The 23018-nt window shown below is 47.5% G+C and carries 28 protein-coding genes and 3 pseudogenes; 19 read left to right on the top strand and 12 right to left on the bottom strand.

Going from position 1 to position 23018, the window contains the following annotated elements; all coding sequences use genetic code 11:
* Positions 1-632 precede the first annotated feature (632 nt).
* From VSQ61_RS19585 to VSQ61_RS19560, 6 genes and pseudogenes are all read right to left on the bottom strand, one after another.
* On the bottom strand, positions 633-764 hold the full coding sequence (locus VSQ61_RS19585; RefSeq protein ID WP_034222532.1) for a Maff2 family mobile element protein: 132 nt from the start codon (positions 762-764) through the stop codon (positions 633-635).
* Between the two features lie 409 nt (positions 765-1173).
* Positions 1174-1344 carry a hypothetical protein gene (locus VSQ61_RS19580; RefSeq protein WP_016228395.1) on the bottom strand — a complete coding sequence of 57 codons (171 nt, stop codon included), beginning with the start codon at positions 1342-1344 and terminating at the stop codon, positions 1174-1176.
* A pseudogene (locus VSQ61_RS19575) lies at positions 1331-3138 on the bottom strand (VirD4-like conjugal transfer protein, CD1115 family). Before VSQ61_RS19575 ends, VSQ61_RS19580 begins: the two are co-directional and overlap by 14 nt.
* Positions 3135-3611: a PcfB family protein gene (locus VSQ61_RS19570; RefSeq protein ID WP_002586631.1), complete on the bottom strand. Its 477-nt coding sequence runs from the start codon at positions 3609-3611 to the stop codon at positions 3135-3137. The pseudogene VSQ61_RS19575 and the gene VSQ61_RS19570 overlap by 4 nt, the downstream one beginning before the upstream one ends.
* A 41-nt stretch (positions 3612-3652) precedes the next feature.
* The gene (locus tag VSQ61_RS19565; protein WP_002569164.1) at positions 3653-3874 is read right to left on the bottom strand and encodes a DUF5348 domain-containing protein; all 222 of its coding nucleotides are present in this window, start codon (positions 3872-3874) and stop codon (positions 3653-3655) included.
* Positions 3875-3905: 31 nt separating this feature from the next.
* The gene (locus VSQ61_RS19560; RefSeq protein ID WP_334346074.1) at positions 3906-4889 is read right to left on the bottom strand and encodes a DUF6017 domain-containing protein; all 984 of its coding nucleotides are present in this window, start codon (positions 4887-4889) and stop codon (positions 3906-3908) included.
* Positions 4890-5123: 234 nt separating this feature from the next.
* Between VSQ61_RS19560 and VSQ61_RS19555 the strand changes: the two genes are divergently transcribed.
* From VSQ61_RS19555 to VSQ61_RS22880, 9 genes and pseudogenes are all read left to right on the top strand, one after another.
* Positions 5124-6620, top strand: a complete 1497-nt coding sequence (locus tag VSQ61_RS19555) for a DUF4368 domain-containing protein (protein ID WP_334346073.1) — start codon at positions 5124-5126, stop codon at positions 6618-6620.
* A gap of 6 nt (positions 6621-6626) precedes the next feature.
* Positions 6627-7043, top strand: a complete 417-nt coding sequence (locus VSQ61_RS19550; protein WP_334346072.1) for a DUF7768 domain-containing protein — start codon at positions 6627-6629, stop codon at positions 7041-7043.
* On the top strand, positions 7003-7386 hold the full coding sequence (locus VSQ61_RS19545; protein ID WP_334346071.1) for a DUF7768 domain-containing protein: 384 nt from the start codon (positions 7003-7005) through the stop codon (positions 7384-7386). Before VSQ61_RS19550 ends, VSQ61_RS19545 begins: the two co-directional genes overlap by 41 nt.
* A gap of 2 nt (positions 7387-7388) precedes the next feature.
* Entirely contained in the window at positions 7389-7805 is a 417-nt protein-coding gene (locus VSQ61_RS19540; RefSeq protein ID WP_334346070.1) for a hypothetical protein, read from the top strand.
* 1 nt (position 7806) lies between these two features.
* Entirely contained in the window at positions 7807-8943 is a 1137-nt protein-coding gene (locus VSQ61_RS19535) for a DUF2800 domain-containing protein (RefSeq protein ID WP_334346069.1), read from the top strand.
* A 1-nt stretch (position 8944) separates the two neighbouring features.
* Positions 8945-9499 (top strand): DUF2815 family protein, encoded by a 555-nt coding sequence (locus tag VSQ61_RS19530; RefSeq protein WP_334346068.1) that lies wholly within the window; start codon positions 8945-8947, stop codon positions 9497-9499.
* A 49-nt stretch (positions 9500-9548) separates the two neighbouring features.
* A complete protein-coding gene (locus VSQ61_RS19525) occupies positions 9549-10088 on the top strand; it encodes an NUMOD4 domain-containing protein (RefSeq protein WP_334346067.1) in 540 nt (179 codons plus the stop codon).
* Positions 10061-10285, top strand: a pseudogene (locus VSQ61_RS19520) (hypothetical protein); the annotation flags it as partial. The gene VSQ61_RS19525 and the pseudogene VSQ61_RS19520, both read left to right, overlap by 28 nt.
* A gap of 10 nt (positions 10286-10295) precedes the next feature.
* Positions 10296-10601: a chemotaxis protein CheW gene (locus VSQ61_RS22880; protein WP_350340334.1), complete on the top strand. Its 306-nt coding sequence runs from the start codon at positions 10296-10298 to the stop codon at positions 10599-10601.
* Between the two features lie 230 nt (positions 10602-10831).
* On the opposite strand, the gene VSQ61_RS19515 is transcribed toward VSQ61_RS22880, so the two are convergent.
* Positions 10832-11491, bottom strand: coding sequence for a TetR/AcrR family transcriptional regulator (locus VSQ61_RS19515; protein WP_334346066.1), 660 nt, complete (start codon positions 11489-11491; stop codon positions 10832-10834).
* A gap of 176 nt (positions 11492-11667) precedes the next feature.
* On the opposite strand from VSQ61_RS19515, the gene VSQ61_RS19510 reads away from it, so the two are divergent.
* From VSQ61_RS19510 to VSQ61_RS19495, 4 genes are all read left to right on the top strand, one after another.
* A complete protein-coding gene (locus VSQ61_RS19510; RefSeq protein ID WP_334346065.1) occupies positions 11668-13071 on the top strand; it encodes a hypothetical protein in 1404 nt (467 codons plus the stop codon).
* 173 nt (positions 13072-13244) lie between these two features.
* Positions 13245-14885: an aminomethyl transferase family protein gene (locus VSQ61_RS19505; protein WP_334346064.1), complete on the top strand. Its 1641-nt coding sequence runs from the start codon at positions 13245-13247 to the stop codon at positions 14883-14885.
* Positions 14882-15091, top strand: a complete 210-nt coding sequence (locus VSQ61_RS19500) for an NAD(P)H-binding protein (RefSeq protein ID WP_334346063.1) — start codon at positions 14882-14884, stop codon at positions 15089-15091. Before VSQ61_RS19505 ends, VSQ61_RS19500 begins: the two co-directional genes overlap by 4 nt.
* Positions 15092-15146: 55 nt before the next feature.
* Positions 15147-15308, top strand: a complete 162-nt coding sequence (locus VSQ61_RS19495; protein ID WP_334346062.1) for a hypothetical protein — start codon at positions 15147-15149, stop codon at positions 15306-15308.
* Between the two features lie 50 nt (positions 15309-15358).
* Here the strand turns inward: VSQ61_RS19495 and VSQ61_RS19490 are convergent, their stop codons facing one another.
* Complete coding sequence (locus VSQ61_RS19490) at positions 15359-15793, bottom strand: RrF2 family transcriptional regulator (protein WP_334346061.1); 435 nt, start codon at positions 15791-15793, stop codon at positions 15359-15361.
* A gap of 114 nt (positions 15794-15907) precedes the next feature.
* Between VSQ61_RS19490 and VSQ61_RS19485 the strand changes: the two genes are divergently transcribed.
* On the top strand, positions 15908-16483 hold the full coding sequence (locus VSQ61_RS19485; protein ID WP_334346060.1) for a flavodoxin family protein: 576 nt from the start codon (positions 15908-15910) through the stop codon (positions 16481-16483).
* On the top strand, positions 16459-16662 hold the full coding sequence (locus VSQ61_RS19480) for a 4Fe-4S binding protein (protein WP_334346059.1): 204 nt from the start codon (positions 16459-16461) through the stop codon (positions 16660-16662). The genes VSQ61_RS19485 and VSQ61_RS19480 overlap by 25 nt, the downstream gene beginning before the upstream one ends.
* 574 nt (positions 16663-17236) lie before the next feature.
* Here the strand turns inward: VSQ61_RS19480 and VSQ61_RS19475 are convergent.
* The 4 genes from VSQ61_RS19475 to VSQ61_RS19460 all read right to left on the bottom strand — a co-directional run bounded on the left by VSQ61_RS19475 (position 17237) and on the right by VSQ61_RS19460 (position 20759).
* Positions 17237-18460: an ABC transporter permease gene (locus tag VSQ61_RS19475; protein WP_334346058.1), complete on the bottom strand. Its 1224-nt coding sequence runs from the start codon at positions 18458-18460 to the stop codon at positions 17237-17239.
* Complete coding sequence (locus VSQ61_RS19470; protein WP_334346057.1) at positions 18453-19364, bottom strand: ABC transporter ATP-binding protein; 912 nt, start codon at positions 19362-19364, stop codon at positions 18453-18455. The genes VSQ61_RS19475 and VSQ61_RS19470 overlap by 8 nt, the downstream gene beginning before the upstream one ends.
* Positions 19355-20116: a hypothetical protein gene (locus VSQ61_RS19465; protein ID WP_334346056.1), complete on the bottom strand. Its 762-nt coding sequence runs from the start codon at positions 20114-20116 to the stop codon at positions 19355-19357. The genes VSQ61_RS19470 and VSQ61_RS19465 overlap by 10 nt, the downstream gene beginning before the upstream one ends.
* A 118-nt stretch (positions 20117-20234) precedes the next feature.
* Positions 20235-20759: an RNA polymerase sigma factor gene (locus VSQ61_RS19460; protein ID WP_334346055.1), complete on the bottom strand. Its 525-nt coding sequence runs from the start codon at positions 20757-20759 to the stop codon at positions 20235-20237.
* 225 nt (positions 20760-20984) lie between these two features.
* Here VSQ61_RS19460 and VSQ61_RS19455 point away from each other — a divergent pair, with 225 nt between their 5' ends.
* From VSQ61_RS19455 to VSQ61_RS19440, 4 genes and pseudogenes are all read left to right on the top strand, one after another.
* A complete protein-coding gene (locus VSQ61_RS19455; RefSeq protein ID WP_502877060.1) occupies positions 20985-21539 on the top strand; it encodes a GNAT family N-acetyltransferase in 555 nt (184 codons plus the stop codon).
* Positions 21540-21650: 111 nt separating this feature from the next.
* The gene (locus VSQ61_RS19450; protein ID WP_334346053.1) at positions 21651-21992 is read left to right on the top strand and encodes a DUF3021 domain-containing protein; all 342 of its coding nucleotides are present in this window, start codon (positions 21651-21653) and stop codon (positions 21990-21992) included.
* Between the two features lie 336 nt (positions 21993-22328).
* A pseudogene (locus VSQ61_RS19445) lies at positions 22329-22496 on the top strand (CatA-like O-acetyltransferase); the annotation flags it as partial.
* Between the two features lie 91 nt (positions 22497-22587).
* On the top strand, positions 22588-22824 hold the full coding sequence (locus VSQ61_RS19440; RefSeq protein WP_334346052.1) for a TraX family protein: 237 nt from the start codon (positions 22588-22590) through the stop codon (positions 22822-22824).
* Positions 22825-23018 lie beyond the last annotated feature (194 nt).

Here is a 23018-nt window from a genome sequence, read left to right as displayed (position 1 = left end):
GGTACTGTGCCACCACTTTCGCCAGAATTAAGATAAGTTATAGCGATAGTGGAATATCATAACTGATATACCAGCATTCCCTGCTGGTTTTCGCTTTTCCTTATCAGCGTGACATCAGCCTGCAACAGCCTTATCATTCACGTCCCGGTTTACCACGTTCCAACAATCCTATCATTGAATACTTTTAGGCGCTTCCTCTAAGCCTGTGTCCAATTCAAAGAATCTTACCGCCTGTAACGGTATGTGGACGTTCATAACAACCAATCTTACTAATCCACGGACACCCCAATTTAATGGGGAAATGCCTTTCGACAAATCCAAACGTTTAGACCCGTACATTCGGAAGTACGCCAGTATTTTCATACATTCTCACCATGAGTATCCGACACCCGGCATATAGGTGACGCCGTCCACCTCTGGACAGGTTTCGTGCGGTAAAAAAAATCCCGCTTACGGTCACTCTCTGCCGACTTCACCGAGCTTTTGACGGTTAGGCAGTTGCATACCGCCGCCAATCGGAGTATCAGTGTGGGCGTTTCAAGGCGTTACCCTATCATTCCACCCATCGGATTGTCAGTTCTCCTAAGATTTCAGGCTATTTAGCCTTTCGACTTAGTGCGTAACCTTTTCAGTTACGAACGTGTCGCACGATTGTCGTTGCCGTAGCCCTCCATAAGGTTAATCACGCCCCAGATACCAAGCCCGGCTCCAAGTGCTACAACAAGGGTCTGCAAAACGTCTACTGCGCTATTGAAAAATGCCATAAATATATCCTTTCTGCCGCGTCTGCGGCTGTCCGGCAAGCGGACAAAAGGCGGTCAGCGTATGCCGCCGCACAAAAAAACCGCCCTCTGGTAAAGGCGGCTGTCCCCGCGCTGCGTAAGTTCTGCGGCGCGGCGGTATTCAGTTGTAAGGGGTGCGGCTCCTGCCGCTGTGTACTGCGCCGGAAAGTAGGGGCGCGTATCATGTAGCCGATATTGATATATGTGATTGCTTCCATTCCTCCTTTCGGTGTCCCGCTGTGCTGCCGGACGGGTATTATTCAGACTTGCGGGAAGTGAATAGCTTGCATAGCAAGGTGTTCGCTTCCCGCAAGTTCACAAAGGGGTAGCTGCCGCAAGGCAGCGTAGGGGAAGTGTAGCTTCCCCTGTCCCCCGGCGGTCTGCCATGCTGTCACTGTTGCGGGATAAGCCCCCGGCGCGTGACATACTCCGTTGCAAAACAGCGGTGTTCCGCTTCCTTTTCCCGCCAATACTCCCATAATGCAGCGTCGGCGGCTTCCGCAACATTCATTAAAAACCGTTCAAGCTGCTTTTGTTTTTCCTCTGCGCTACGTTTCCTCATGGTCTGCGTCCTCCTGTAAGTCTGCTGCGTCAATCTCGTAATAGTCAAAAACCTCGTCGGGCTTGACAATGGCGGGGCGGCGTTTAAGGTGCTTTTCCATGTCAAAGGCGTTCTTTGGGTCTGCGTCGGACAGGTACTTATATTTCGGGTGCTTCGTTATGTCGAATTTGTCCGAAAAGAACGGGCGCACTCCGCGTAGCTGCAAGATACATTTCCCCCGTCCATGACTGCGATTTCATCTTCCGTCATAAGCTGCTTTCCCAATTTCTGATAGTTCAGCCCATGCGAAAGCTCCCGTCCCCTTGTTTCGGAAGTGTTGAAGCTGTCTATCGTTTCCTTGCCTAAAATCTCCGATATTTCTTTGAGCGTCGTTTTTTCCTTGCCGCCCAAGAAAAGGGTGGTGTCGCAGTTGCCGACTATGGTATCGGCGTTGTCCTTGTAGATTGCTTTTAGCTGTGACTGGCTCTGCAAGATGATTGACGCGGATATTTCCCGGCTCCGTATCGTTGCAATGAGCTTTTCAAACTTTGGTATCTGCCCGATATTCGCAAATTCATCAAGTAAGCACCTTACATGGACGGGAAGCCGCCCGCCGTATTCATCATCTGCCTTGTCGCATAAAAGGTTGAATAGCTGTGTGTAGAGAATACTCACGACAAAGTTAAAAGTATCGTCGGTGTCGCTGATAATCACGAAAAGGGCGGTCTTTCTGTCGCCTATGGTGTCAAGCTCCATTTCGTCGGTTTCCATAAGCTCCCGCAGCTCCTTAATGTCGAATGGGGCTAACCTCGCGCCGCATGAGATAAGTATGCTTTTTGCGGTCTTGCCCGCCGCAAGTTTGTATTTTTTGTACTGCTTGACTGCAAAATGTTCCGGGTCTTTTTCTTCCAGACGTTCAAACATGAGGTCAACCGGGTTCTGGAAGTCCTCGTCGTCCTCGCGGGCTTCCGACGCATTTATCATTTCAAGCAGCGTCGTGAAGTTCTTCTCGTCCTCCGGGGCTTCATACCAGATATAGCCGATTAGCGCGGTGTAGTAGAGCTTTTCCGCTTTCACCCAGAAATCCTCGCCGGATTTTTCCCCGTCGCCTTTGGTGTTGGCGATAATGGTATTGACTAACTTCAAAATGTCCTTTTCGCTCCGCAGATAGGCAAAGGGATTGTATTTCATGGATTTTTTGAAGTTAATCGTATTTAACACTTTGATACGGTATTTGTACCGCTGTAACATTTTCCCGGTTTCCAAAATCAGTGTTCCTTTTGGGTCAGTGACGATATACGACGTTGGAAAATCCTTTGACGTACATTGCATGAGCGACGGTTTCACAAAGAACCGGGTCTTGCCGCTGCCGGAACCGCCGATTACAAGGATATTTTTGTTTCTTGCGTATTTCGGCTGCTTCGGGCGGCTGTTCATGGTGAGCCGTTCCGTCTGCGTTAGGGGGATATTGTTCTCAAATACCGGGTCGGTGTACGGCTTTATGTCGTCGGCTGTCCCCCAACGCGCCGAACCGTACTCTGTTCCGCGGCGGTATTTCTTCGCGTTCTTGCCTTTGGTGTAGATAATCAGCCGGACAATGACCGCCCCCGCAATGCCTAAAGCTAAGTCTGCCGGGTGGAAGCTCGGCGCGATACTGGAAAAGGCGGCGGTAAAACCGTCCCCAAGATGTAGCAGCTTTGCGCTTGCGTCCGCGCCGGGGGAGAGCCGGACAGCCGCGCCCACTTTATCAAAGAGCCAGACAAAGAGCAGATACGGGAGATTTAGGATAAGCAGCTTCTTGATTTCCGGCTTCATAGCGATACCTCCCTGTCTTTGTTCTTGACCTTTGCCCGTTCCGCGTTTCTGCCCTGTGCAGCTTCTTTGAGGGTAGAGAGCAGCTTTCGGATTGAGGGCTTTTTCTCCTGTGTCAGCTTTTTTGCGGAAAATTCCTTAAAGGCTGCGGTCAGCACGTCCGCGTCCCGCCCCTTGAAGAAAACCAGATAGCGGGGCGGGCTTTCCGTCGCGTCCTTTTTCAGCGCAAAGTCGATACCGTACTTTTTCGCCGTACTCTCAAAGGCTTTGATATTGCCCTCGGTAATCTCAATGTTGGAAACGCCCGCGTTCTGCTTCATAAGCTGCTTTAAGCTCTGCTTGCCCTGTGGCGGTTTGGAAAGCTGCTTTTTTCCCTTTGACAGTATGGCTTTCATTGCCTTTTGGAGCGTCTGGGCGGTCAGCTTCCCGGTCTTGATGTAAAGGGCTATGGTCTTTTCGTTTACTTCGTCCTGCAATTTCTCGCGTCCTCCTTTCGCTTTTCTTTATGGGGCGGCGGTCAGATACGCACCCGCAGCCCGTTCAAGTCCTCGGCTCTGATACCCACAAGATACCAGTTGTCGCCGTACTCAATCCGGGTCGGCTTCCACTTGCCCCGCACGAATACGTCAAAGCACTCGCCGCAATGCAAGCCCCCGTAGTAGCTGTTTAAGTCAAAGCGGATGTCGTAACGGTCGGTGCGCTCGTCAAATACCAATGCTCCTGTCATTTTCTGTGCCATAATAAAATCCTCCTTTTGTGGTTGTGGGTGGTTACAGGCTTTCGCCCTCGTTGCATGAATAATAGTCCGGGTCGCCGTACTGCGGCTTCTTCGGTGACAGTGCGCCGCTTGCCATGTCATGGGCGACAAGGGAAGTGTAATAATTGCCGATAGTGGACGGGGCGTTGAAAAGGGCTACTTTCAGATATTGCTTGATGTTGCGGATTTTCGTTGTGTTCTCCCGCATACAGTCAAGCACAAAGCGGATATGCTCGCCGTCCAGTTTCATAAACTTAGATTTCACAAGCTCTGCCGGGTAGTCGTCCCCTGCAATCCGTACCCGCTTTCTGGCGGTGCATACGGTTTCAAGCATGAGGTCTACAATCTCGTCAAGCCTGTCACTGTCAAACTTCATGTCCTGTTTGAGAATGTGGTAGTCGATATTGTCCTTGATGATTTCCCGGTATATATCAACTGCGCTCTGTGCTGTCGCTTCCGTTCCTTTCCGTTCCGGCGGCGTAGCCGCTTCTCTGCAAGGAGAGGGGGTAGGGGAAAGGATAGGAATGGAATGGGTACTTTGTTCATCAGTAATTATTTTTTCTTTTTTTGGTAAGTCAGTTCTTTGTATATCTTTATTTAATTGCGTTGGATTTTCCAACGTAGGTTTTTCCAATGTTGGTTTTTCCTGCGTTGGATTATCCAATGTTGGATTTTCCAATGTAGGTAAATCCGGCGTAGGCGGCTGCGGCTGCTCGAATATCACATAGTCCGCGCCCCGCAAGCATCCTTTCTCGTCGCGCTCCCTTGAACGGACGATATACCCGGCGCGTTCAAGCTCCTTAATGGCTTCGCGGATAGCGTCTATCTTCTCCCGGTTGATAAGGGATAAGCCTTTCAAGGTGTAGTCCCAATCTTCGGGGAGTGACAGCATTTGCGACAACAGCCCCTTTGCCTTTAGGGAAAGCTCCTTGTTGCGTAGGTGGTGGTTGCTCATTACGGTGTAGCCCTTGTTCCGTTCCACTCTGAAAACTGCCATAGTTCATAGCTCCTTTGCTTTGGATTTGTTACGCAGTAGAAGCGCGGTTTCGGGGAATAAGGTATAAATCCCTTGCCGCGCCAGATACACACCCGCAAAACCGCTTGTAGCAAGGCTTTTTCTGCCCCTACTGCGTAACAAAGGGCATGAAAAAAGCGGCGTTCCTGTTCTCCCATGTAGAGAGTAAGAAACGCCGCTTCTGCGTCGTATTCAGTTTTTAGTACAATACCCTGCTTGTCCGTCGCTCGAAAAACCTTGATTTTCCAGTGTTTTCAAAAGTATCGTTATCTAACGTCAGCTTTTGAAAGACCAAGCTTCAAACGCATGATTGAGGACATAGAGGACGGGAAAATCAACTGCGTTGTCACAAAGGATTTGTCAAGGCTTGGCAGGAACTATATCCTCACGGGGCAGTACACGGAGCTTTATTTTCCGAGCAAGGGCGTAAGGTACATCGCAATCCATGACGGCGTTGACACGATAAGGGAGGACAACGACATCGCCCCATTCAAGAATATCGTCAACGAATGGCAGGCAAAGGAAACGAGCCGCAAGGTAAAAAATGCGATGAAAGCCAAGTTTAAAAATGGGGAATACATCGCCCCAGTCACGCCTTTAGGGTATAAGCTGCATCCGACGGAAAAGAACAGGCTCATTATTGATGAGGAAACGAAGTGGATTGTGGAGCGTATTTTTGAGCTTGCGGCACATGGGTATGGGGCAAAGAAAATCTGCCACGCCCTCGCCAAAGATAAAGTGCCAGTCCCAACATGGTGGCTTTATAAACGGAACGGGTATAAGGCGTCCATGTTTGAGGGGAAGCCTGAAGAAGTAAAATACCGCTGGTGCATACAGACCGTCAGCAATATCCTCGCCAACCAGATATACCTTGGGCATACCGTCCATTACAAGCTGACAAAGATGTCCTATAAATCCAAAAAGAATATCAAGCATAGCGAGGATGAGTGGTTCGTGGTGGAAAATACGCATGAGCCGATTGTCACGCAGGATTTGTGGGATTTGGTGCAGACGCATGTAAATTCAAGGCGACGGAGCCGTAAAGACGATGAGCCGCAGATATTCGCAGGGCTTATAAGGTGCGGGGAATGCGGATGGACGCTCGGCTCGGCAAACACAAAGGACAAGGGGCGTTTTTACCGCTGTACCCAGTATGCGGCGTATGGCAGGAACTTCTGCACGCTCCATTACACGCCTTACAAGATTTTGTATGCGTTTGTTCTCGGAAGGTTACAATACTGGCTGATGGCGGTAAAAGAGAATGAGGACGCCATTCTGGAACGGCTGCTGCAAGGCAGCGAGAAACAGCGGCAGTCCGAGAATGCCCGTGCCGAAAAAGAGCTGAAAAAGGCACAGAAACGCAGGCAGGAGCTGAACAGCCTTTTTGCGAAGATGTACGAGGACAGGGTAAAAGGGCTTCTTGACGAAGAAAATTATTCCATGCTCTCCGTCAAATACCGCACGGAGCAGCAACAGCTTGATGAAACGGTCAAGACCATCTCTGCAAGGCTTGAAGAAACGAAAGAGGAAACGGACGATGCAAAACGCTGGATTGACTTAATCCAGAAATACAGTGCCATTGACGAGCTTACCGCCCCGCTCTTGAATGAACTGATTGAGAAAATCGTAGTCCACCAGTCATGGAAAGACGGGAACGGTAGGACAGTGAGGGACATTGAGATTTACTATCGTTTTGTAGGAAAAATTGATTAAATAGGCATGGGGAATGTGCCGATTATGGCACTTCCCCGAAACACTGTCTTTAACTCATGTAAAGCGGTGTTTATCTGCAGCCCTTTCCGTGGGGACATGGAGGGGAATGCGAGGAAGGCGGCCGGGTACTGCCGGACGGCCTGGGAAAAAGGGGTCCTGCCTGTTGCGCCGCATCTGCTGTTCCCGCAGTTTCTGAACGAGGGAATCGAGGCGGAGCGGCAGGCGGGACTTGCCATGGGGCTGGAGCTGCTCCTTTGCTGTGACGGGGTGTGGGTGTTCGGGGAGGCCACGGAAGGGATGGCTTCGGAGATCGCCTTTGCCGTGGAGCATGGGATTGAGGTGCGGTTCGTGGAGCCGGAAAGCGTGGAAGGAGGGAGCGGGCATGGAGCTGGTGCTGGTGCTGACGCATCTGACGGGGAGTGAGGAACTGGACCGGCAGAGGGTGGAGGAATACTGCCGGTATGCGGCCCATAAGGGGAAGATTCCGGTGAGTCCGTTTTTATGTTTCCATGGCATTTTCAAGGATGAGCTTGGGAGCGCGGTGGAGGGTCTCCTGGTCTCCCGGCTGATGGAGAAGGCGGACGGTATCTGGGTCTTCGGCTTTGAGAGGGGCGAGCGGCGCAGGCAGATGGAGGCAGAGGTACAGAAGATGTACGGGGAGAAGGCGCAGTATTTCAGCCATCCGGAGATCGGGAAGGAGCTGCTGGTGTGCGCTATGTATTCCGAGGAACTGATAGAGCGTTTGGAAGATATGGAGGGATTGTGAAGATGGGAAATGAATTGTTGAAGATTGCGGACGGGTTTTCCATGGTGGCGGACGGGCTGAGAGGGCTTGCCGGTATGGTGTGGAATGGTGCTGCTGATATGGCGGAGAAGGATGCGGCTGTGCCGGAGAGCGCAGGAGCCGTGGATACGGATGGGAATGCGGAAGCGGATTCTGGGGCGGCTGGCGCTTCGGATGCCGGGAAAGGGCAGAAGTCCGGGAAAGAGGATAAGAAGGCGGCGGATATTAAAAAGGAGAAGGCTGTCGCCATTGAGGACGTGCGGGCGGTGATGGCGCAGAAGACCCAGGAGGGGAAATCACAGGAGATTAAAGAATTGTTGCAGAAGTACGGTGCGGTGAAGCTGTCTGCGGTGAGCCCGGAGCATTACCCGGCGCTTTTGAAGGAAGCGAAGGTGCTTTGATATGGGGAGACATGCGTTATTGTCGGCGTCTTGTTCCAGGAGGTGGCTGAACTGTACGCCGTCCGCGCGGCTGGAAGAGCAGTTTGCGGAAGAGACGGGGAACAGCGTGTATGCGGAGGAAGGGACTGCCGCCCATGCCCTTGCGGAGCATAAGCTGAAACGGAGCCTGAAACGGCGTTCTAAGCGTCCGGTGTCGGATTACCAGTGTGACGAGATGGAGGAATGCACGGACGGGTATGTGTCCTATGCCATGGAGCAGGTGGAGCTTGCCAGACAGGAGTGTAAGGACCCGGTGGTGCTGATCGAGCAGCGGCTGGATTATTCGGCCTATGTGCCGGAGGGGTTCGGCACGGGGGACCTGCTGATCGTGGCGGACCGGGTGCTGACGGTGGTGGACTTGAAGTACGGGAAGGGAGTAGCCGTGGAGGCGGAGCGGAACCCGCAGATGATGCTGTATGGCCTGGGGGCGCTGGAACTGTTCGGGGCTATCTATGATATTGATACGGTGCGTATGACGATTTATCAGCCAAGGCTGGAATCGGTGAGTACCTGGGAGATTTCCGTATCTGACCTGATGGAGTGGGTGGAGAAGGAATTGAAGCCGAAGGCGGCGCTTGCCATCAGCGGTGAGGGCGAGTTCCGGAGCGGTTCCTGGTGCCGGTTCTGCAAGGCGAAGGATACCTGCAGGGCCAGGGCAGAGGAATATCTGAGGCTGGCGCAGATGGAGTTTAAGGCGCCGGCGCTTCTGACGGATGACGAGATTGCGGAGGTCTTGAAGGTAGCGGACGAGCTTGCCAGGTGGTCTGCGGACGTGTATGCCTATGCCCAGGACGAGGCTGTGACCAGAGGGAAGAAGTGGAACGGCTTCAAGCTGGTGGAGGGCAGGACCTGCCGGAAGTATACGGACGAGGAAGAGGCGGCGGAGGCGGCTGTGGCTGCCGGGTACACAGATATCTATAAGAAGTCGCTGATCGGGATTACGGAGATGGAGAAGCTGCTTGGAAAGAAGAAGTTTGCGGAGGTTCTTGGGAAGCTGGTGTATAAGCCGCAGGGCAAGATCACGCTGGTTCCGGAGTCGGACAAGAGACAGGAAGTAATGGCAGCAACCGCAGAGGCGGATTTTAAGGAGGAAGAATAAGATGAGCAATGAGAATATGAACCTGACAAAAGTGATCGTACCGTGCAGATTTTCCTATCTGCACTGCTGGGAGCCCAACGCGGTGAACGACGGGGACCCGAAGTATTCGGTGTCGGCGATTATCCCGAAGTCGGACACGGAGACCATTGGGAAGATTAAGAGGGCCATTGAGCAGGCAAAGAAGGATTCGGTTTCCAAGTGGGGCGGGAAGGTCCCGGCGAATTTGAAGCTGCCCCTGCGGGACGGGGATATTGACCGTCCGGAGGATGAGGCTTATGCGGACAGCTATTTCTTTAATGCCAACAGCAAGCAGGCGCCGCAGGTGGTGGATAAGAACGTGCAGCCGATCCTTGATCAGTCGGAGGTGTATTCCGGGTGCTATGGGCGGATCAGCGTGAATTTTTACGGATTTTCTACCAATGGCAATAAGGGGATTGCTGTGGGGCTTGGGAATATCCAGAAGCTGCGTGACGGGGAATCCCTGGGCGGGAGGACGAGCGCGGAGGAAGATTTTGACGCGGTGGAAGTGGACGAAGAGGAAGATTTCCTTGGGTAGATGTATCAGGGCGGCGGGAGACTGCCGCCCGTTATGAAGGAAGTGGAACATGAAAGAAATCTGGAATGACATTCCTGGATTGGAAGGGAAATATCAGGCAAGCAGTAAAGGGAGGATAAAAAGCCTTGCCAGGGAGATTCATGTGGTAAGCAAGCTGGGGAATGGATTTCAACGGAGAATACGGGAGCGTATTTTAAGTCCTGGTAATCATTCAGCGGGCTATCTTTTTGTAAAACTAGACAGAAAGAATAGAGGGCGGCCAGTCCACCAACTGGTGGCTATGGCTTTTATGGGGATGCCGCCGGAAGGGATGGAAGTACTTCATGCCAATGGCAATAAGAAAGATAACCGTATTGAAAATTTGAGATATGGTACTCATTCTGAAAACAGCATTGATTGTTATTTCCAAGATAGAAAAATCGGAAGGGGGAAGGTTACGATGGAGCAGGTGTGTGAAATACGGGAAAGGCTCCAAAACGGGGAGAGCGGAAAGAGTATTGCGCAGGCATATGGGGTTTCAGACTCTACAGTATCAAGGATTAAGAGAAGGGAGAGTTTTGGATGGCTGCCGGAAAACCTAAGATTTTAGAAATGGATATTGAGACGTTCAGTGATGTGGATTTGATTAAGTGCGGGGTTTACGCTTATGCGGACAGCCCTGCTTTTGAAGTCCTGCTGTTTGCCTATTCCTTTGATGGTGGGGAGACCAGGGTGATAGATCTGGCGCAGGGGGAGGAACTGCCGGGGGAAGTTGCGGAGGCGGTTTTTGACGGTTCTGTGGTGAAGTGATTATGCAATTTCGGTTGATAATGTTTGCAATGTTTCGCAGCCTCATAAGATAGTCGGGATGCCGAAAGCTCCGAACTTTATTTTAGGCGTCACAAATTATAAAGAACAGATTCTTACCGTAATCGACTTAAAATTCTTATTGGGAATTTCCAAAGGACCTTTAGGCAAGTGCCGGTTCACGATAAACGCTTGTATTGGAAATTCATTTTATGCACTATTAGCAGATGATGTTTTGGGAGTGATTGATGTGAGCCTGCATAACGCCAAACAGATAGAAGTGTTGAATTTCAAATTTTTAATGCTTGACAAATAAAAACATTAAGCTCTGACAGGCACCAGTCTATGGAGGCTATGTAAGTTATAGAGGGTGTCGTAAAATCATCGAATTATAAGATTAAGCGATACCCTTATTTCTTTGTTTTACATTTGTTCATTGCTAAAGGTATTGACAAATTTGTTATTGCATATTATTATATATATACAAAATTGGTTATGTATAAAATTATGCATAACAAAATTTCGATTATAAAACAAGACTTGATTTTAGATAATAGCTTGCTGAAAATTATCTTTCATCACAAAGCAGTGTTCCGCTAAAAGAGTGCCGGATTGGTTGACGGAAGCAAGAATCTCTTTATCCGGAATGTTCAAAAGATGGAGGGCATTGGTAACATCCTGATAGGAGCACTCCTCCGTACTGAGGGGAAGGGTCCCAGATAAAAATGCATTAATAAGCTCCACCTGACTGCCGATCAAAGCCAAATCACGAATTTTACAATCCAGCTCCGTAAGGCCGAGACGGTAATGGTCATTCAGGGAATAGCAGGAGGTCAGGCATGGGATAAAGACAGCTTCACTATGGATACGAATATGGATCACTTCTTTTACAAAGCGGGCATATGCCGGGCTGTCTCCAAAATATTTCCACATGATGTGAAAGAGCATAACAAAATGAAGCAGCGGCTGTTCCTTATCCACTACGGAAGAGATGAGCTCATTTGTCTCGTCAATAATGGAAGAATAAATTTCCTTTGCAAGGAGCTCTTTCTTTTTGAAATGGTAGTGAACCAGTCCGGTATTGATTCCATATTGGCTGCGAAAATCTTCAAATCTCGTCTGGTTATATCCCTTTGACCAGAACAGGCTTCTTGCGGCATCAAGGATATGCTGGCGTGTTTGTTTTCCGTTTTCATATTCAGGCATGGTATTGTCCTCCAAATTTTGGTTATAAACAAATTTGATTATATCATTTTCCGGAATATTGTGCAAGTAAAACGGCAGTTGTGATACAGAGAACTTATAAAATATATAACGGTTCAGACAGGCAGCAGCGGGCTCTGTTCTGTTATATAAAAATAAAAAAGGAGGTATTTTTACAAATGGCAAAGGAGTTTAAGTTTTCAATGGGACCCTCAAGGGAGTTCACGCTTCCGCCCTACTTACCGGAGGACCCAAGCGTGATATTTTATGGACGCATGGGCAACATGATGATTCCAAGGGAGTATACGGGCTGGCTGGATGAAACTATGTCATGGAAGGAGAGCTGTTATCTGCATACAGGTTTGAGCATGCGGGGGACTTGGCTGCATTTGAAAGGACCGGATGCGGAAAGGCTTTTGACGGAGACTACGGTAGCAGATTATTCTAATATGAAAGTGGGAAGAGCCCGCCATGTGATTTTCGTGAACAAATTCGGTCATGTTATGGGACACGGCGTCTGCCTGCGGCTGGCGGAGGATGAATTTGCCACCTATGGGTGTGAGCAGATTACTATGTATTATGCAATGTCCGGAAAATATAATATTGAGCCTGCATTCCCGAAATTTAACGATTTTGTATTTCAGATTGGCGGGCCCAGATCTCTTGAAACGATTGAAGCCGCAACGCAGGAGGATTTTCATGATTTGAAATTCTGCTGCTTCCGTTATGCAACGATTGCCGGACATCGTGTGCGTGTGCTTCGGCTTGGCATGGCAGGCACCCTGGCCTATGAGGTGCATGGTACGGTGGACATGGGTACGGATGTATATGAGGCAATCTGGAAAGCGGGACAGCCATTTGGCATCCGCAGGCTCGGAGAGTTTTACTGGTCATATTTTTGCCAGCACACGGAAAATGGTTTTCCCCAGTCCTTTGGACATTTTTACAATGCTTATCGTGAGGATGAGGACTTTTATAAGTGGTATCGCCAGAATATCATTCCGGAGCATCCGGGGTATAAAGAAATATGGGATGCGGCCAATGACGTGTGCGATATGGAGGGAACCTTAGGCGGCTGCCTGCAGGATTATTACCGCAATCCTTATGAAATCGGCTGGGGCAAGATGGTGCATTTTGACCATGACTTTGTAGGAAAAGAGGCTCTGCAGAAGATTGCAAAAAGCAATTACCGCCATGCCGTCACTTTAAGCTGGAACAGTGAGGATGTATTGGATATTATGGCATCTTATATGAGAGAGGGGACTCCTTATATGTTTCTTGACTGGCCGAGAGATAATAAATACGCAAACTTCCAGTTGAGAGTGGAGGATAAGGATGGAAAAGTAATTGGAGTGACTTCTTTCCGAACTTACACGTTGTATCAGAGGAAGCATATCTCTCTGACTTGTCTGGATGCGGAATATGATAGACCCGGAAATGAGGTATATATCATTTGGGGAGATCGGGATAAATTTCCAATTAAGAAAGTGCGTGCAACTGTGGCCCCGTTCCCGTCATTGGATTTGCCCAGAAATGAAAAATACGATATTGAATCAATCCCACATTTGGTAAAGTCCGGCTAAAAAATGTCAAGTGTTTGACAGAAATATTTTCTGCTGGACGGTAAAGTTGCGAAAGCGCACGACAGGAACTTTCATGAGTGCACTTTTAAATGAAAGTTTCTCTCGTAGGTGTGCGTTGAAGTGACTTTACCCTTTAGTGCTGTTGCGCAGCAACTTAAAAAAGGAGGAAAATAATGCATTTTAATATTGAAACCAGTGCTATGTTTGAGGGAGTCTATAATGTAATTAATTTTTTGGGAGGGTGGCTTCCCTTTGAATATTCCGGCCCTCGCAGTGAATATATGGCAGGCAGGGAGAGTGCATGGCTTGGCGTTAATCTGAATTTTAGCCCGGCATATGATGTGTGGGGAAAAGATGTAAACACATTGATGAACTATGTGTGTGTCAACCGTGACTTTGCAAAGCTGAGAGAGGGTGCTTCCAGACATGCTGTAATCTGTAATGAAAAAGGACAAATGATGGCAGACGGGGTTGTGATTCGCATAGAGGAAAATCATTATCGCTGTTATTTTCTGGCGCCGGTATTGCAGTACTATGTGGAAACAAGCGATTTGGATGTGGCCGGAAAATATATTGAGGACGAATATTTTTACCAGATTGATGGTCCCAAATCTTTGGAGATTATGGAAAAAGCTACTGGCTGTGATTTGCACGATTTGAAATTTGCACACAACAAAAAGGTTCAGATATGTGGAACGGAAATGACTATTCATAGATTAGGCATGTCAGGGGCACTTGCATACGAAGTACATGGTGCGGCAAGGGATGCAGAAACTGCATATAAGCGTATCCGTGCGGTTTTGGAGGAATATGGAGGAAAACCGCAGGGAATCCGTAATTACGGAATTGTGAATCATACTCCTGCCGGATATGCAAATCAGATGCAGCATTATATTTATCCACTGTTTAATGGTGATCCGGGTCTTGCAAAATTCTGTCAGGGGAAAGCAATTAATATGCCGCTGAGAGGGAGTGCGGCAGATGACGAAAATAATTTTTATTTAACTCCTTATGATGTTGGATGGGGCTTTCTGGTAAATTTTGATCACGATTTTATTGGGAAAAAAGCCTTGGAAAAGATTGCAGAGAGTCCAAAACATCGGATTGTTACTTTGGAATGGAATGCGGAGGATGTGGGCGACGTGTTTATGTCCCAGTTCCGTGGACAGGACGTTGATATTTATGATCCGATAGAAGATCATACTTCCAATTCGGATGGTTCTTATGGTGCGTTTGTCAGGGGAGATTATGTTATGGCAGAAGGAAAGAAGATAGGTGTAGCATCTGGAAAGACTTATGCCTATTATGAAAAACGAATGATATCGCTGGCTGTCATAGATACGGAATACGCACAGGAAGGAAAAGAGCTGACTGTCTTATGGGGGGCTGAGGAATTCCCTAAAAAAGAGATTCGGGCAGTAGTTGCACCGTTCCCGTATTATCAGGGAGAATTTCGAAATGAAACATTTGATGTAGAAAAGATCCCTCATCCTGATTTTAAAGAGCAGGAAATCGTAAAGCTGGATGGTAAATATGATATCACAGTTGTGGTCGCAGGAAAAGAAAATAAAGGCAGTTTTGATTATGTTACAGATGGAACTGTATTAAAAGGGACTGCAACAGCAATGGGGGCGATTGCCGAGGTTGTTGATGGAACCGTAGATGGCAGTCATTTTTACCACAGTATGCGGATGAAAACGCCAATGGGCAAGATGGATATTAAAGTTGACGGGCATCTGGATGGAGATACAGTATCAGGAACTATGAAAGCGATGATGATTACCATGCACTTTACCGGAAAGAGAAGAAAATGAAAGTATTGGTGACCGGAGTTACAGGGACAGTTGGAAATCTGGTAGTCCATCAGCTTTTGGAGAAAGGAAATTCAGAGGTTACAGTACTGGTACGCAGCCGGGAACGGGCAGATTTTCCCGACAATGTGAGGGTGGAAGCAGGAGATCTTTCAAAAGCCGCAGCCTGTAAAAAGGCATTGGACGGACAGGACGATATACCCAATTGAAAAGCAGCTTAAAAATTCCGGTATTCCCACAGTAATGCTTTATCCGGTAGAATTTATGAAAAATACTCTGATCTTTTGGAAAGAGAGCATTCAATATGAGGGGGTATCCAAGACGCCGTTTCCGGATGCAAAGGGAGCTCAGATTCATGAGAGGGATATTGCGGATGCGGCAGTAGTTGCGATTTCGGAAGCGGGGCATGAACCGGTAAGGTCTTAAGCCTGTTTTGGATAAAGCCCTCAGCAGCCTTTTGTCTGTATGGCGGGAATTTATGTAGAAACCGCACTGTGATATCCATCAACAATTTCTTTCATAGTAATGGATTCCAGGCTGATTTTTAAATCATCCCGGATTTTGCCATAGGGAGCTTCCAGCACGGAATGGATATTTTTTCCCACGGGGCAGAAGGGTGACGGAGCCATGTGGGTGCCAATCAGTTTATCCAGTGCGTCCGGCTCTACTGCCATACAGATACGATACAAATTGATTTCCTCCAGCGGGCAGCACAATGTTGTGCCGCCCGTTCCAAATTTGACGGAAAGAATTCCGTCCTTTTTTAAAGCGCTCATAATATTGCGGATCGTAACCGGATTGCAGCCTGTGGATAATGACAGCAGTTCACTTGTTACCCGTTTGCTTTCTCCGTATTCATTTATAAAAATCAGGCAGTGGATTGCAATGGAGCATTTGGTGCTGATGTGCATGATTCAGGAGTGCAAAATTCCATCGCCGCAGGCGATTTTGAATGGATTTTGCATTGTAACTGTGAACGTATTGAACAGTTACATAATTTTAAAAATTACATAGGAGGCAGACATATGAGATATGTTCAATTGATTTTTAGTCCTACGGGTGGTACAAAAAAGGTGGCCGATGGGATCACGAAGCATTGGGATTCTGCCGTGGAGACCATAGACCTTTCTGACGGGGAGGCTGATTTCTCGCAGCACGTTTTTCAGGCGGAGGATAGAGTCCTTATTGCAATGCCCTCTTATGGAGGGAGAGTGCCTGCTGTTGCAGTGGAGCGTCTTCACAAGGTTCAGGGGAATTCCGCAAAATGCACATTAGTCTGCGTATATGGAAATCGTGCCTATGAAGATACACTGGCAGAGATGGAGGATGCGGCCAGGGAAAGCGGATTTGATGTAGTTGCCACTGTTTCCGCCGTGGCGGAGCATTCCATAATGCATCAGTATGCGGCAGGAAGACCGGATGCCGCAGATTTGTCCCGGCTTGAAACGTTTGCCGGACAGATAAAGGAAAAGCTGGATTCATCCCGGGATACCGGAAAAATTCATATTCCGGGAAATCGGCCCTACAAAAAGTCGGGCGGTGCCGGACTGGTGCCAAAGACTGCATTAACTGCGGCTTGTGTGCAAAACAATGTCCCGTAAAGGCAATTAATCCTGCTAATATAAAGTCGGCTGACAGTAAGAAGTGCATTTCCTGTATGCGCTGTGTAACCCAATGTCCCCATCATGCAAGAAAAGTAAACGGTGCATTGGTATCTGCGGCATCTCTGGCTATTAAAAAGGCCTGCTCCGTAAGAAAAGAGTGTGAAATCTTTATATAGTGTGGAATCAGTTACAATTCGCACCTTGTGAACTAAAAACTTTATAAAATCTGACATAGGTGTGAATTGTAACTGGAATCATAAAGTTAGAGAAAACCCTCTTTCATGATTGACGCAAGAAAAAGAAAATGCTATTATAATGACAGAGGTGATGCTGCCACAATAGACGGTTGCCCTCTAAAATGATTGGTAAAAATAACCGCTCAGTTTGTTAGGCCAGGCGGTTATTTTTTATGTGCGATCTTATAAACAAGACCAACAATAGCAACAATCAATAATCCAAACTGAAACAGCCCGTCATATGTAACCATGCTATCCCCCCTTTCTTTCGATTGGAGGGCATGGCCCCCCAATCGAAAGAAAGGGCAACCGCCTACCGATATCAGGCAGCATCACTACTAAAGATTAACATAATGCCATCTTTATGGCAACTGTTTTTTGTAAAATTATGAAAATATATGTAAATTAAAGTAGCGCATTAGACGGCATTTTTTTGTATGACAATAGGTCATGCAAGAAGATGCCGTCTGAATTGCTAAAAATAAGGAAGCAAAAAAGAATAACACCATTTGCTTTAGCTTATTTGTTTACGCCGGTATTCCTGATACAGCACAGGCATAAGAACCACAGTGAGAACGGCATAAAGAACCAGAATGACGGGAACCGCCCCAATCACATGCCCTCCGACTGTGTACAGATTAAAATAATCTAACGCCACTCCCGCCTGCAGTAATTGATCCGGCAGCAACCCTAATATTTTATTAATAAGAGGACTGTTGATATTCCCGATAAAGGAGGGAATGAAAATCAATACAACGGGAACCATGACGGCAATCACGGCAGATTTTGTCTTTGCGGACACCAGCATACTTAAGGAGGAGATGAACAGGCATCCGATATATCCGCCCAGGGCAATCAGGAGAAATTCCTGCCAGTTGGTGATATTGTAAAAGCTTTTCCAGGAACCCCAGCTGCTCTGAATGGCACAGTTGAAGCCGTCTGCTCCCAGATACGTCAAGACCATTCCGGTATAGAGAAGAAAGGCAGTAAAATACACGGCGGTTACCAGAAGAAAACCGGCTTTTACTTTGGCAAAAACTGCCCGATCCCGCCCGTAAAAGGAAGTAAAGAAGATGGCATCTGACTTCCAGGAAAATTCGCTGGAAAAGATTCCGGCAACCAGGTATCCCAGAACCAGCATGGTAATCATTACAACAGTAGGTGCGTATTCAAATAATTGCCGCCATCCGGCCATATAGTCCCAGAAAAATGGTGTCTCAAGACTTTCGTATTGGCCTATTAAGTATTCCTTTTCCTTTTCTGAGAACTGATCCTTTGCCTCATCTGACAGCCAATCCTTAAGAGATGAAATTCGATTTGCATAAAAAGAGGAAGCTTCATCCTCTGTCAAAGAATCCGCACGATAGTAATCGTATTCCCGAAAGGCACAAAAAGAGCAGTTCAGCAGGCTTCGGATTTCGCCAATGCCCTGTCCCCAACTGTAGGCAATATTGCTTTCTCTTACGTTGTCTGATATTGCTTCCGGTGATGTACGGATTCTTCGGTTTTCGGCAATGACCTGCCGGAGGGTTTCCTCATCCAGAAAGCCGGACCATTCCTTTTGTGCATTTTTCAGGGCGGCTATGGCAGCCGGTCCCGATGTTGATTCTCCGTTTTCGTTTACATAAGAAATGTTTGCGGCGAAAAAGCAGGTAATGCCTGTCACAAGCAGGAGCACAAGTAGGGCAATCCTGCTGCCTGTTCTTAGAAATACCTTTTTCAGTTCATATTTAATCATCCTGCTCACCTGCACTTTCCTCGACCCTCGTATGTCCATAGGGCGATTCTCCAAAATAAGCCAGAAATAAATCCTCCAAAGTCGCAGATTCCAAAACAGCATCTTTTGAGGGCCTTTTGGAGGACAGGATTCGAAGCTCGGCCCCCTCGGGCACGGTTTTTACATTGGCTACTTTATAATCTCTAAGATAAGAATCCATGGCCTTTTTCGGGACTGTCAGGGTCCAGACCTGTTCCGGCATTTTGGAAAGAAGCTGCTCCGAGGTGCCAAAGTCCTTGATGGCTCCGTCTTTCATCAGAAGAATTTCATTTGCAATGTAGGTAATATCCGGCACGATGTGGGTGGAGAGGAGTACCAGGCGATCCTCCGAAAGAGTGCTGATGAGATTGCGAAAGCGGATACGCTCGTTGGGGTCCAATCCGGCAGTTGGCTCATCTAAGATCAGTATTTTCGGATCTCCAAGCATGGCCTGGGCGATTCCAACCCGGCGTTTCATACCGCCGGAGAGCTTTTTCATTTTTGTGTGAGCCTTTTTCTCCATCCCTACTTCTTTTAACAGGACTTTGGTCCGATGCCTGGCGGCAATGGGCCGCAGACCCTTGATAGATGCCACATACATCAGGTAGTCATATACCGTAAAGTCCGGGTAATAACCGAAATCCTGGGGGAGATAACCTAAGATCCGCCGGTATTCACGATCCATTTGGAAGATGTCCCGGCCGTCCCAGGTGATGGTTCCGCCGGTAGGCTTTAAAAGGGTGCAGATCATACGCATCAGCGTAGTTTTACCGGCACCGTTTACACCCAAAAGTCCATAGACACCGCTGGTCATGGTACAGGATACGTGATGGACAGCGGTGATGTCCTTAAATTCTTTTGTGAGATTGGTTAATGTTAATTCCATTGTGCTTTTACCTCCCAGATTGTAACACAGTTCTTTTGTCCGTTTCCGATGCAATATCCAAGGTAGCATGCGGCGATTGCCGTCATGGTCAGCCAAAGGGGCAGGGAAATGATGCTGTAGATGTTTTCCGTCAATACGAACTGTATCCACAGAAAACTAAAGGCCACGCATAAAAGGATGGCCAGGGCTTCCGAGGTGATCCTGGGGCTGTACAAGGTGCGAAAGCAGATACAGCAGGTTACCAGATAGGGAAGAAAGAACTGGATGATCAGTTCTTCTGCCGACAGCTTGCCTGCCAGAATGGCGGCCAGGGCAAAGCTGCCAAGGAGCAGCAGATCTACCAGGGCAAACAGAAAGATTCTTGCCCCATAGATTTGCCGTAGGGAGAAACAGGCGGTGCATTCGATCTCCATTGCATTTGCATTGCGGTTCTTCCAAAGCTCCGGCAGAACCAGTATGGCAAAGAGAGGAGCAAAAGCCCCCATGCATTTTTGAAAGAAAATGCTGCTTCCCGAAAGATTCAGAAGAAGCCATAAAAGGATCAGGATGCATCCCTGAAGCACCCACCAGTGCTTGCGGATGTAGCGGCTCTGCCGGCAGAGAAATTCCAGGCGGGAGAGAGAGCTTTCCGCTTCGTTTTCTAAGAATGCCCGTTTTGCCGCCTTTATGGTTTCCTGAAGTTTTTCCCTGTCATAGGAAACGGTGCCTTTTGCACCCAAATGTGTTTGGATTTTATGCTTGGATCGTTTCATATAGTTGCCTCCTTTTCGAACATAATTTCGAATGTTTTTTATGAATTGCGGGAAATTTTTGCAGCCCTAACCAATGAAGTTATGGGGCCAAAGGGTCTGCCCCTCATCATGGACGACTTTAAAAATCGTCTTTAAAAGAATCGGATAACAGCTCCCTTGCTCTTTTAATCCGGTATTTTACCAATGGCAGGCCGATACCCAGAATCCTGGCAATGTCCCGCTGCTTAAGCTCTAGTACAAAATAGAGAATGGCGGTTTCCTTTAATTCCGGGGGCAGACTGCTTAAGGCATATTTTACGGCGATTTGTTCTTCCGGCGATTCCGTGGGCCGGACAGAAGCATCGGGCAATGTCTCAAAGGGAATTTCTTTTACCTGCCTGTAATAATCCCGGCACACATGGGAAGCGATGGTATACAGGTAATTGGCCGCCTTTCCGTAATGCCGGTAGCGGTTCAGGGTTCGGAAAAAACGCACAAAGGTCTCCTGGGTCAGATCCTCGGCATAGCCTCTGTCGCCTGTATGGGACTGACAGTATTTCAGGATTTTGGGATAATATTTTGTTACAAAAGCTTCAAAGGCTTCTTCGTTTCCCATACGCATTTTCTCCACAAGCAGAAAATCCAGGTCAGCAGTAATTCCCATGGATGCCTCCTTTCCGGTTTGTGCATTTGAAAAGCGCTTTCTATATACTATAACTGTGCCGGAGGGGAAAAAGATAGTGGGTGTGAAAAAAATGTGGGAAATTGATAAGAAAGTCTTTTTTTGGTATACTTTGATCAAAAAATCACAGATGATAACAGTTCAGACGGGCAGCGGCAGCCTGTCCGCCCACTCCGCCGCCTGTCTGCTGCCATAAATGAAAGAGGGATGATTATGACCAACATTGAAATCAGAACAGCAACACCGGATGACGCAGAAGATCTTTTAAGTATCTACGGATACTATGTAATCCATACGGCTATTTCCTTTGAATATGAGGTGCCAAAGGTAGATGAGTTCAGGGGAAGAATTGTAAGGACTTTACAGAGATATCCTTATCTTGTGGCAGCTTGTGATGGGGAGATTCTGGGCTATGCCTATGCAGGGCCGTTTGTGGGGCGGGCGGCTTATGACTGGTCGGCGGAGGTGACGATTTATCTGGCGGCGGATAAAAGAAAGCAGGGACTTGGCAGAAGACTGTATGAGGTGCTGGAGAAAAAGCTTGCCAGGATGGGAATCTTAAATCTCTATGCATGTATCGGGTATCCGGAAATGCCGGATGAGTACCTGACAAAAAACAGTGCCGAGTTTCATGCTCATATGGGTTATGCCAAAGTAGGAGAATTTCATAAGTGCGGTTATAAGTTTGGCCGGTGGTATGACATGATTTGGATGGAGAAAATGATTGGGAGCCATGAAACGATGTATGAGCCGGCAGAGTGATTGGCATGAGCGTGAATCGCCACCTGTATTTAAAAATCAACCGACTATTGGAAATCGGTTGAAAGCAGCATTTATTTTTCCGATAATGAGACCACAAAGGAGGGAGCTCCCATGCAGGTTGAAATTAAGATAGACAGTGCGTATACCGAGCCAAAGCTTGTCAACATCATGGGAAATGAAATCAAAGCCGTTATTTTTCAGGCAGTGCTCTGTGGAATCCTGGGTGCGGGCTTCGGGGTGGGGTCTGTCATATGGGAAGCGGAGGAATGGAATCTTGTGAAGCAGACGGGAGTCTATTTTATACTTGTCTCTGTGAGTATGATGCCGGTTGCCTATTTTAATTATTGGATGGAGCACAGTGCAGGGGGCTTCCTGAGTTATTTTGTAATTCTAAATGATATTCCGTTAGACTTGACGAACAGAATTGTTGATACTGGAAATGTAGGCAATTGATAATGGGAGTGCAGTTACATAAAGTATTTGTTATTAAAAATAGATAAAGAACAATATTGGTTTGAAATAGGTGCATTTGGGTCATAAAACCGCTTGCCAATTAAGCGGAAGGATGGTATTCTTTACATAGGCAGTGGGAAGGCCGATCCTGTTTGATTGTTTTGTTGTGGTGACTTAACAATACTACTTTTAGGACTTGCTTCCCACTGCTTTTTGCAGAAAACAAAAAATCGCTATGCCACAACCTTGGCAGGCCATCGCGCAGCGATTTTGTTCAATTCTAATTTATGGGGGAGCTGCGAAGCGTGTAAGATGAGAGTTTGGAGGGATAAATAGATGGCCGATTCATATCAGATAATAGATGAAAAAACATGGGAAAGGGCAATGCACTGTGCGGTTTTTCGAAACAGCGTTGAGCCTGCTTTTTGCGTGACATTTACGGCAGATATTACAAATTTTAAGCGAATGGTTAAGGAAGAGGGACTATCCTTTACAATGGCTATGTAAATAAGGATACGGACTTGTTCAAAGTAATAAATGTTCCAATGTTGGATGATTTGAAAGAATACTGCGAGAGATTGGCAGGGGGGGCAATATGAAACTGCAGCTGCGATTGAATGCAAATCATTTAAAACTGATTGCAATTATTACCATGACGATAGACCATGTATGTGATTTGATTTATCTCGGTTTTCCAACGGAACCGGGAGCAATGGCGTTACATATTGTCGGGCGTTTAACAGCCCCGATTATGTGGTTTTTCGTGTGTGAGGGGTATTATTACATGCATAATGTAAAAAGGTATATGCTGCGAATGGGGATTTTGCTGTAATTTCCCACTTTTCATATTGTTTTGCATTCGGAATCAATCCAATTCCGTTCAGTACGGGAATTTTTAATCAGACAAGTGTTATGTACCCACTTTTTATTGTGGCTTTGGTCCTGTGGATGCAGTCAACTGTCAGCTCATTTTTGTGATCAATATGGAAGAGCATAAAATCGGAATTGACTGATCGGGATCTAGTA

Origin of the sequence: Candidatus Merdisoma sp. JLR.KK006 (genome assembly GCF_036941035.1) — a bacterium.
Classification (GTDB): Bacteria; Bacillota; Clostridia; order Lachnospirales; family Lachnospiraceae; genus Laedolimicola.
The sequence above is the reverse complement of the archived record's forward strand: the minus strand, read 5'-3'. Positions and strand labels throughout refer to the sequence as shown.

Bases quoted from the DNA above. Each gene is read 5' to 3' on its own strand.
- VSQ61_RS19505 (WP_334346064.1), top strand. From the start codon at position 13,245: ATGCATTTTAATATTGAAACCAGTGCTATGTTTGAGGGAGTCTATAAT.
- VSQ61_RS19565 (WP_002569164.1), bottom strand. From the start codon at position 3,874: ATGGCACAGAAAATGACAGGAGCATTGGTATTTGACGAGCGCACCGAC.
- VSQ61_RS19550 (WP_334346072.1), top strand. From the start codon at position 6,627: ATGGGGAATGTGCCGATTATGGCACTTCCCCGAAACACTGTCTTTAAC.
- VSQ61_RS19585 (WP_034222532.1), bottom strand. From the start codon at position 764: ATGGCATTTTTCAATAGCGCAGTAGACGTTTTGCAGACCCTTGTTGTA.
- VSQ61_RS19515 (WP_334346066.1), bottom strand. From the start codon at position 11,491: ATGCCTGAATATGAAAACGGAAAACAAACACGCCAGCATATCCTTGAT.
- VSQ61_RS19495 (WP_334346062.1), top strand. From the start codon at position 15,147: ATGAAAAATACTCTGATCTTTTGGAAAGAGAGCATTCAATATGAGGGG.
- VSQ61_RS19540 (WP_334346070.1), top strand. From the start codon at position 7,389: ATGGGAAATGAATTGTTGAAGATTGCGGACGGGTTTTCCATGGTGGCG.
- VSQ61_RS19485 (WP_334346060.1), top strand. From the start codon at position 15,908: ATGAGATATGTTCAATTGATTTTTAGTCCTACGGGTGGTACAAAAAAG.
- VSQ61_RS19440 (WP_334346052.1), top strand. From the start codon at position 22,588: ATGAAACTGCAGCTGCGATTGAATGCAAATCATTTAAAACTGATTGCA.
- VSQ61_RS19560 (WP_334346074.1), bottom strand. From the start codon at position 4,889: ATGGCAGTTTTCAGAGTGGAACGGAACAAGGGCTACACCGTAATGAGC.
- VSQ61_RS19455 (WP_502877060.1), top strand. From the start codon at position 20,985: ATGATTATGACCAACATTGAAATCAGAACAGCAACACCGGATGACGCA.
- VSQ61_RS19490 (WP_334346061.1), bottom strand. From the start codon at position 15,793: ATGCACATCAGCACCAAATGCTCCATTGCAATCCACTGCCTGATTTTT.
- VSQ61_RS19535 (WP_334346069.1), top strand. From the start codon at position 7,807: ATGGGGAGACATGCGTTATTGTCGGCGTCTTGTTCCAGGAGGTGGCTG.
- VSQ61_RS19465 (WP_334346056.1), bottom strand. From the start codon at position 20,116: ATGAAACGATCCAAGCATAAAATCCAAACACATTTGGGTGCAAAAGGC.
- VSQ61_RS19510 (WP_334346065.1), top strand. From the start codon at position 11,668: ATGGCAAAGGAGTTTAAGTTTTCAATGGGACCCTCAAGGGAGTTCACG.
- VSQ61_RS19475 (WP_334346058.1), bottom strand. From the start codon at position 18,460: ATGATTAAATATGAACTGAAAAAGGTATTTCTAAGAACAGGCAGCAGG.
- VSQ61_RS19530 (WP_334346068.1), top strand. From the start codon at position 8,945: ATGAGCAATGAGAATATGAACCTGACAAAAGTGATCGTACCGTGCAGA.
- VSQ61_RS19500 (WP_334346063.1), top strand. From the start codon at position 14,882: ATGAAAGTATTGGTGACCGGAGTTACAGGGACAGTTGGAAATCTGGTA.
- VSQ61_RS19580 (WP_016228395.1), bottom strand. From the start codon at position 1,344: ATGAGGAAACGTAGCGCAGAGGAAAAACAAAAGCAGCTTGAACGGTTT.
- VSQ61_RS19450 (WP_334346053.1), top strand. From the start codon at position 21,651: ATGCAGGTTGAAATTAAGATAGACAGTGCGTATACCGAGCCAAAGCTT.
- VSQ61_RS19470 (WP_334346057.1), bottom strand. From the start codon at position 19,364: ATGGAATTAACATTAACCAATCTCACAAAAGAATTTAAGGACATCACC.
- VSQ61_RS19460 (WP_334346055.1), bottom strand. From the start codon at position 20,759: ATGGGAATTACTGCTGACCTGGATTTTCTGCTTGTGGAGAAAATGCGT.
- VSQ61_RS19545 (WP_334346071.1), top strand. From the start codon at position 7,003: ATGGAGCTGGTGCTGGTGCTGACGCATCTGACGGGGAGTGAGGAACTG.
- VSQ61_RS19525 (WP_334346067.1), top strand. From the start codon at position 9,549: ATGAAAGAAATCTGGAATGACATTCCTGGATTGGAAGGGAAATATCAG.